We start from the raw sequence: 7,092 nt of genomic DNA, 5'->3' as shown, positions 1-7,092 counted from the left end.
TGAGAAATAAGCTTAGGATTATTCTCAGGCATAAAAGGCCCGGAATCATTTTCCATTTTTTTGAGTATAGAAAACAAAACCTTTGCATCAAATACTCTGTCGTTTATAGAAATCACTTCATTCAGCCGGTGCTGCTGAAAGTCTGACCAGTAATCAAACCTTTGTGTCCACTGGTAATAAGAACCAATACTGTCATTAGTAGATTGTTTGCTGATAAGCCTCAGCCCTCCGCTGCTTTTCATTTGATCGAATGTTTTTGGCGTAGTAGAAATAACAAAGGTGCCCATAGTTAACTGTCTTACCAGCAGATAAAGATGAGCATTATTGCTGCTTTTATCATTATCAGATAGTGACTGAATGATACTGTCAATTATCCGGCATTTCGATAAATTATATTCAACTGAGGAATGATAAAGGGAAGTATCACTTTGCAGATCATTTACCATTGACTCAATATATTCGTGCAGTTGCTTTTTATCTTTTATACTTTCTCTTATATTTTCTGCAAAGAATCCCAGGGTTACGGCAAGAAATATCATTAAGAATTCTAAGAAATATTCTTTGAATCCTTTCTTTTCTACCTGTGGGTGATGATGTACTTCCATTTATTCGGTTTGTAGTTTTAATCCTATCGTTCTTCCTGTTAATAAAACTTAAAGGACAAAATAATTTTTATTGTTGTTTATCAGCTTTCAGCGAAACAAACAGTTCCGCTTTCAACATCCAGGTACCATTTCGTTTGATCCACATAGCCGAATAATTGCCGCCTTTGCTATAAGTGTGTATGCCGGTCCATTTTCCTGTTTCCCATGCCATCGTATCGTTATCGCTTATAATAATTTTCCCAGGAATTCTTACATAAACAACTTGCGGGTTGCTGTTAAAAAGTGCCTGCCATGAAGCTGAAATATTGTCTTTGCCGGTTTCATACGTGCCACGTCCAATTATCTGCACAAAATCATCAAGCCAAAATTGTTCGATGCCCTTTACATCATGTTTGGCAATAGCATTGTTTGATGCTGCCCTGTTAGATTTAATGATGGCAATATCATTGTTATGCATGTTTTGCGCAAAAGATGGGTGAAAACAAAACATGCTTAGGAAAAGAAAGAGCACTTTTAATTCTTTTAAATTTTTCTTCCCATGCAAATGAGAATCTACTTTGGGCTGAAGATGTGTCTTCATTGCTTTTTATTTAAGATGGTGTTTGCTTTTGTAGAAGTCAATAAGATTTACTGCTTTTTCACGCAAACTATTTAATAATACGCTTTGCGCTTTTGTAACCCTTAAATACAATTGTAATTGGTTAAACCACTTGTTTAATAAGGTTCTGTCGGCTGAAAACAATAACGGTCCATTCAAAGAGGTACTCCCTGTGTCAACACCATTAAGTGAAGAAACATTCTCAAGTGGTGAGACTACTTTAAAGTTGGCCAATTCATTCAACGTATTTCGTACATTATCCTGCGCTTCCTGGTAAACGGTTGCCTGAAAATCATAATCATCCCTGTACATTCTTTCGTAAGCAAGAATACTGTCAGCATCTTCTTTCTCTAATAATCTATAGCCACCTGCATTGGCAAGTTCTCTTATGGTGCGATCATTTGAGAAAAACGGCCTGTTCACTTTTGTATATTTAATCAATATGCCCATACACGACGTTGCGTTAAGATTATTGCTAACTGTGTCGTAACATTGATACATGCTCTTTAAACCAGTTATTTTGGATTCATCAAATTGAATGATATCATCCATTCTTGCCGTATCAGATTCGAGATCTTCGACAAGCGATTGAACATATTGTTCTCTTTTTTCATTATCATTAATATGTTCTCTTAAACTCTCCGCAAAAAAACCAAGTGTTACGGCAAGGAATATCATTACAAATTCCAAAAAATATTCTTTGAATCCTTTTTTTCCTACGTGTGGGTGATGATGTACTTCCATTGTTTAAGTTGTAAGTAATAAGTAAAAGGGCCTTTATTAATATTCATTATGCACGGTTGCCGGTGTTCTATTGTTTCTGCTTTACCATTTTCAAATGATAGTCAAAAGCCCTCATTGAAAAAGCATCACGCAAAGCGTAATAACTTTCAATAAAATTCTTTTCATAATCAAGGGAATCGTTTTTTCTAAATTGATAAACTTGTTTGAACGCAGCTTTCATAAACGCAAAAATTTCTTTTTGAACGCCAATATCATTCATAGCTAATTGTTTCAATAAATAGTTGGGATGTTCCGTATTTAGCAGGATGTATTTTAAAAGTGTGCGTTGCTTTTTGCATTTTTAAAACAATCTGTTCGGAGATTTTACAGGAATTGAATTTTTAAAGCTATTGCTTCTTACGGAATTTTTATCATGGATTTGTAATCAAAACGGTTAACTTAATCCTGGTTAGTATCCGCACAAACTATTTCGTCTTTCCCATAGCCCCCGCTTTTGTCTTCATAAGGGCTAAAGAATATATTTTCAGCCGTTATCCGGGTTCTAATAACTAAATAAAAATATCGAATAAAAGTATAGTTACTGTTATGCTAATTAGCGGAATATTCTGGCGGGAAAAGGTTACTGAGAAATAGAATCCTGTGTTATAGTAATTGGCTCATTTCTAATTTTTAAACTCTTCATGTCAAGTGATGGGTCACCCACGAAGGCTGAAGTCCCTGATTATTTAAACATGCTCCGGATAGCAGGGGGTCTTTTCTTTTACCCACGGTTTATTACATGTTTAGCTTATTCATATCAAGCACCGTGGCAGATGGTGTGTAGCCCCTTACTTTAAACACCTGCTTATTGGCAGGCAGGTAGTCAGGTTCGCCACCCCTGCGAGTATAAATGGCAATACCGCCACGGCCTCCGAAAGCACCAATAAAAGGCGGTGGATATGCTTTTACAATGGCAATATCTGTCATGGGTATGGCGGCAACCTGTTGGGCGGACACCCTCACTTCATCCACAAAAAACGCTACCGGGCTGCCCCGCCACCAGGCCACACCACCGTTGAAGCCGCCCTGTATTTGCAAACCGGCCACCCTGCCCTGCAGGTAGGAGAAAATATTGGGATAAGCCATGGCACCGGGATCGTCCATTATGCTAAGTACCCGCTCGTCGCCGGTCTTGAACAAGCTACTAACATATTTTTCGTTGAACTGCTGCGCCGGGCTTTTGGCCGTACCTTTTACCACCACTGCCGGCAGCAAAGTAGCCGAGTCTGCAAATACCGCCCCCGGTGTTTCAACGGGCCGGTTAAGAGTTGATCGCACTGCTGCCGGCGGGTTACCTATGTAAAAGTACCTGCCTGCCACGGCCACGGGTGTATAGCTGGAGTCCAGCTGGGTACTGATGCGGATATTCAGCGGTTCCTTATTATTTTTTGTTCCCGAAAAGGCCATCAGGGCATTATCTTCAAACAGCCAGTTGCCGATGGAAAAACTGCCGTCCGTCGCCACCGGCACTTCCTGCTCGGCCCAGTCTCCGTTTTTGGTGAGCAGCATGGCCTGTATGCTTTCGTCGTTCTTAGCGTTCTCTATTTTGCCGATCACCTCGAAAAAGCGTTGCTGCAAACCCGCCAGCAAAGTGTACCTGCCACCGGGCAGCGAATCGGGTAAATACAAGGCACCGGAAGCCTGGCCATGAATCATTGGCCAGCGCAGGCGAGTACGCAACCCTTCTTCATTCTCAATTATCAGCTGCACCGTAGCCAGAGAATCGCTCTCTTTTTGGCTACTGCCATCTTTATAATTAACTGTTATTAATAACGAATCGCCGGGTTGTAAGATGTTCTTGTTGAGTTGTATATCCAACTGGCGTTTAGCCTGTTGGGCCTGTACGGTAAACCCCAGCAGCAAAAAGGTAAAAAAGGATATAAAGATTTTTTTCATATAAGCCTTTAATACAATATTTGCGCCAGCAGCTATTGATAAGTCGAAAAAAAAAGATAAAATTGAATGGTCCTTTTAATGGCAAAAGTTTGGCCAATGCTCAAAGCCTGGCTACCATGCACCAGCCTTATTTTTTCATATCCGGGAGAAGGTGCAGGATAGTTGTGCCATTTAAAGGGGAAGACAAACTGGCGCGAAAGCGGGGAGTAGTTGATCTGGGCTTGCAAAAGAAATGTAACACCCACGAGGGCTGAGCAAGCCGCTTTGTTGGGCGCAGGCACGTATAGTTTCTCTTAATTCTGTTTAGTTAACTTAATAATTCTGTAGAGAGCGCCTTTGGAAACAAGAGTTCCTTCCATTTTCCCCTGTTTTATTGTGAAGGTCCATAATCCATACGATGTTGAAATTAATTGATTTGTTTTCTTATTTAAGGTGAAAGGTAATATTCCCATTTCTTCTTCCATACCATTTACAATCTTGTTTCCATTGATATAAAATGTGTCAATTCCTGTCTTTTTTGAAATATAATACACAACCGTTTCGTCATGACAAGTTGAATTTTTCAATTGGCAATTAGATGAGCCTTTCCAAACTCCAATTAAAAGAGTATCGTAATTTACCTGGGCATTCATATTACTGCAAATGCCCGCAAAACCCAGGATTAATGGTATGAACTTGATTTTCATAATCAAAATTTAGAAGGTTTCTAATAGCTTGCGGCCCGGCATTTATGCAGAACCGGAAATGGAATTTCGTCTGCCCGTAACCGTTGCCAAATTTATAAATAAAAGCTCATTGTTACTGTTATCGCTGAACAAAGTTCCTTCAGCCTGGAACTATTGCAGGAAAGAGTATTTGTTTTTAACATACTCAGCACAGCATTGGGGCTTGCGACGGAAGAGAAGTACCTACGGCGACTGGAAAAGAGACACGGCCCAGGATGAAATTTAGATTGAGTTCGATATTAGAATACCTTAGTCCGGAATCTGACTAATTTTTCAGTGCCACTCTTATTTCAAGCATTGCGCACTTAAAAGCATTCCCATTTTCTTTACGATTTAATAATTATGGATTTCATTTTCCATTATTGTTTACGTTTTCATTAAATACAATTTCAATTATCGTATCATATTTGTTTGAGCTTCTCTCAATATATCTAATCGTTATGGTTTTATCTGCGTTGAGGGTATAAGACAATTTTCTTTTAGTATACAAATCATAACAGGCTTTTACATTGTTGTTCAATGCGGGTAAAATGAACACTTTCCCTTTATACCCTTCAAGCAGATGAATATAAATTTTATTTGCTTTGTAGGTAAATCCGTACTGCCTATCAACAGGCTCCCATGGTCCTGAGATAGTACCATAAATGCTTTCGCCTGCTTTGTGAAGCCAGTCGCCTACTTCTTTCAAAACCGTTACCTGGCCTTGTGGGATTATGCCATGTTGGTCTGGCCCTACATTCAATAACAAATTTCCATTCCTTATCACGGCATTTACCAGGTAATTTAATACTTCTCCATAAGATAATAAATTCTGCTGCCTGGTATAACCCCATCCGTTCTTATCTAATGACAAACACTTTTCCCAGTATTCATTCCGTATCGGTCCTTTTATTTCTGCGTAACCTTCTTCATTTTCGTAATCTCCTATCCATCCGCTGCGCGGATTGGATAAAATATACGGCTGATACTTTCGTACCATTCCCATAATGCCCAGATAACGGTCATAGCTACCCGAATTAATTCCTTTAACTCCGTAATCACCTGCCCACTCATTTTTAGGGTCGCGGTATTCACCGGGTTCCCAAAAGTAAGCCCCGTCTCTATCCGTACCCTGAAGCCCCAGCCAGCCTCCATCCCACCATACATCATCTATTTGCCCGTATTGTGTCATCAATTCTTTCACCTGCTCATACAATTCCGCTTTCATCAGTTCTGCATTTTTTTTATGCCAGGCGGCTGTGGTAGTTCCGAAATTATTTGGTTTTACTCCGGTTCCATTTACATCAAAATAACCAGGGAATTGCCAGTTCAATACCGAATAATAAAGGCCGGTGCGCATACCTGCTTTTTTGCATGCCTTTACATATTCGGCGACAAGGTCTCTGCCCAATGTTTGCAGGGAAGTTGTGGAGTTTGGAAACCGGCTATTGAACAATGCAAATCCATCGTGATGCCGGGTGGTGAGCACCATATATTTCATGCCGGCATTCTGTGCTATTTGTACCCATCTTGAGGGGTCATATTTACCCGCATCAAAATAATTTCCATTTTGCGGATAGGCAGCTTTAATATAATCTTTGAAAGGCAATCCGTTATTATATAAATACCATTCTCCTTCTCCATAAACTGAGTATACTCCCCAGTGAATGAACATGCCGAATTTGGCATTTTTAAACCATTGCATTACCGAATCAGGTTGTTGCTGAATGCCCATATCGGTGATGCGCTGGGCCTTTAGTGGCAGTTGGTTCAACAAGAGGAGTATAATCAGGCATCTTAATTTTATTCCGGGAAAATTTAGAAATGTTTGACGTCTTAAGGTCATTTGTTTTTTGTTTTTTATCAATTGGTGAATTGCGATCAATTTCTGTCTTTGGAATTGGCCAGAATTCATACTTATCTTCATACTTTGTTTTAATAGTTGGCCCCGCGTTAGCGCAAGCGTCCGCTTGTGCTCTATACTAACTATAACTATATCCAATTAAACCCTTCACCCCGCAAAAATCCCGTGCGCTGCTGTACAATCTTCTTCTCTTATTACAAAACCTGCCTGAACAGGGTTTTGATGTATGTAAGCTAATTTTTCATCAAACATTTCCTGGCTAATGATCTCCAAAGGTTTATTATGCTGTTGCCAGAACTGCCAGGCATTGTTGTTGCCATTCTTCTTTCCTGCCCGCTCCATTAGCTATAACATCCACTCCTTCCTGCTTTCATGCGGGTGCTCTTGTATTGCATTCTTCAATGTTGTTGAGGTAAAGCTTTTAGTATCTCTTACAATATCTTCCAATTTATTTTTGTCCCCAGCTACCCTTAGTCTACCACCAACCGTTAGTTGCGCTGTCCCCAGCTATCCTTAGTCTACCACCAACCGTTAGTCGCGCTGTCCTGAGTTTGTAACTCAGGACTTACAGGCGCTAAATCTATAAAAGAAATTCGATCTTTAATAATCCACATTGCTTCCCATAATAATAATCTCTTGCAC

General features: G+C 39.8%; 10 protein-coding genes. 2 read left to right on the top strand and 8 right to left on the bottom strand.

Going from position 1 to position 7,092, the window contains the following annotated elements:
* From ACO1O5_RS13855 to ACO1O5_RS13835, 5 genes are all read right to left on the bottom strand, one after another.
* On the bottom strand, positions 1-605 hold a 605-nt coding region (locus ACO1O5_RS13855; protein WP_486271173.1), incomplete at its 3' end, for a hypothetical protein.
* Between the two features lie 67 nt (positions 606-672).
* Entirely contained in the window at positions 673-1,185 is a 513-nt protein-coding gene (locus ACO1O5_RS13850; RefSeq protein ID WP_486271171.1) for a YybH family protein, read from the bottom strand.
* A gap of 6 nt (positions 1,186-1,191) precedes the next feature.
* Positions 1,192-1,947 (bottom strand): hypothetical protein, encoded by a 756-nt coding sequence (locus tag ACO1O5_RS13845; RefSeq protein ID WP_486271169.1) that lies wholly within the window; start codon positions 1,945-1,947, stop codon positions 1,192-1,194.
* Positions 1,948-2,014: 67 nt separating this feature from the next.
* Positions 2,015-2,206 (bottom strand): hypothetical protein, encoded by a 192-nt coding sequence (locus ACO1O5_RS13840; RefSeq protein ID WP_486271167.1) that lies wholly within the window; start codon positions 2,204-2,206, stop codon positions 2,015-2,017.
* A gap of 515 nt (positions 2,207-2,721) precedes the next feature.
* Entirely contained in the window at positions 2,722-3,882 is a 1,161-nt protein-coding gene (locus ACO1O5_RS13835; protein ID WP_486271165.1) for a hypothetical protein, read from the bottom strand.
* A gap of 62 nt (positions 3,883-3,944) precedes the next feature.
* Here ACO1O5_RS13835 and ACO1O5_RS13830 point away from each other — a divergent pair, with 62 nt between their 5' ends.
* The gene (locus ACO1O5_RS13830; protein ID WP_486271163.1) at positions 3,945-4,136 is read left to right on the top strand and encodes a hypothetical protein; all 192 of its coding nucleotides are present in this window, start codon (positions 3,945-3,947) and stop codon (positions 4,134-4,136) included.
* Positions 4,137-4,175: 39 nt separating this feature from the next.
* Here ACO1O5_RS13830 and ACO1O5_RS13825 read toward each other — a convergent pair whose 3' ends face one another.
* Positions 4,176-4,568 carry a hypothetical protein gene (locus ACO1O5_RS13825; RefSeq protein ID WP_486271160.1) on the bottom strand — a complete coding sequence of 131 codons (393 nt, stop codon included), beginning with the start codon at positions 4,566-4,568 and terminating at the stop codon, positions 4,176-4,178.
* A 58-nt stretch (positions 4,569-4,626) separates the two neighbouring features.
* Between ACO1O5_RS13825 and ACO1O5_RS13820 the strand changes: the two genes are divergently transcribed.
* Positions 4,627-4,833, top strand: a complete 207-nt coding sequence (locus ACO1O5_RS13820) for a hypothetical protein (protein ID WP_486271159.1) — start codon at positions 4,627-4,629, stop codon at positions 4,831-4,833.
* 123 nt (positions 4,834-4,956) lie between these two features.
* On the opposite strand, the gene ACO1O5_RS13815 is transcribed toward ACO1O5_RS13820, so the two are convergent.
* The gene (locus tag ACO1O5_RS13815) at positions 4,957-6,432 is read right to left on the bottom strand and encodes an alpha-L-fucosidase (RefSeq protein ID WP_486271157.1); all 1,476 of its coding nucleotides are present in this window, start codon (positions 6,430-6,432) and stop codon (positions 4,957-4,959) included.
* Between the two features lie 165 nt (positions 6,433-6,597).
* The gene (locus tag ACO1O5_RS13810) at positions 6,598-6,792 is read right to left on the bottom strand and encodes a hypothetical protein (RefSeq protein ID WP_486271155.1); all 195 of its coding nucleotides are present in this window, start codon (positions 6,790-6,792) and stop codon (positions 6,598-6,600) included.
* Positions 6,793-7,092 lie beyond the last annotated feature (300 nt).

It is taken from the genome of Ginsengibacter sp., assembly GCF_057362405.1.
Note: the sequence above shows the minus strand (reverse complement) of the source record. Positions and strands in the feature narration are given on the sequence as shown.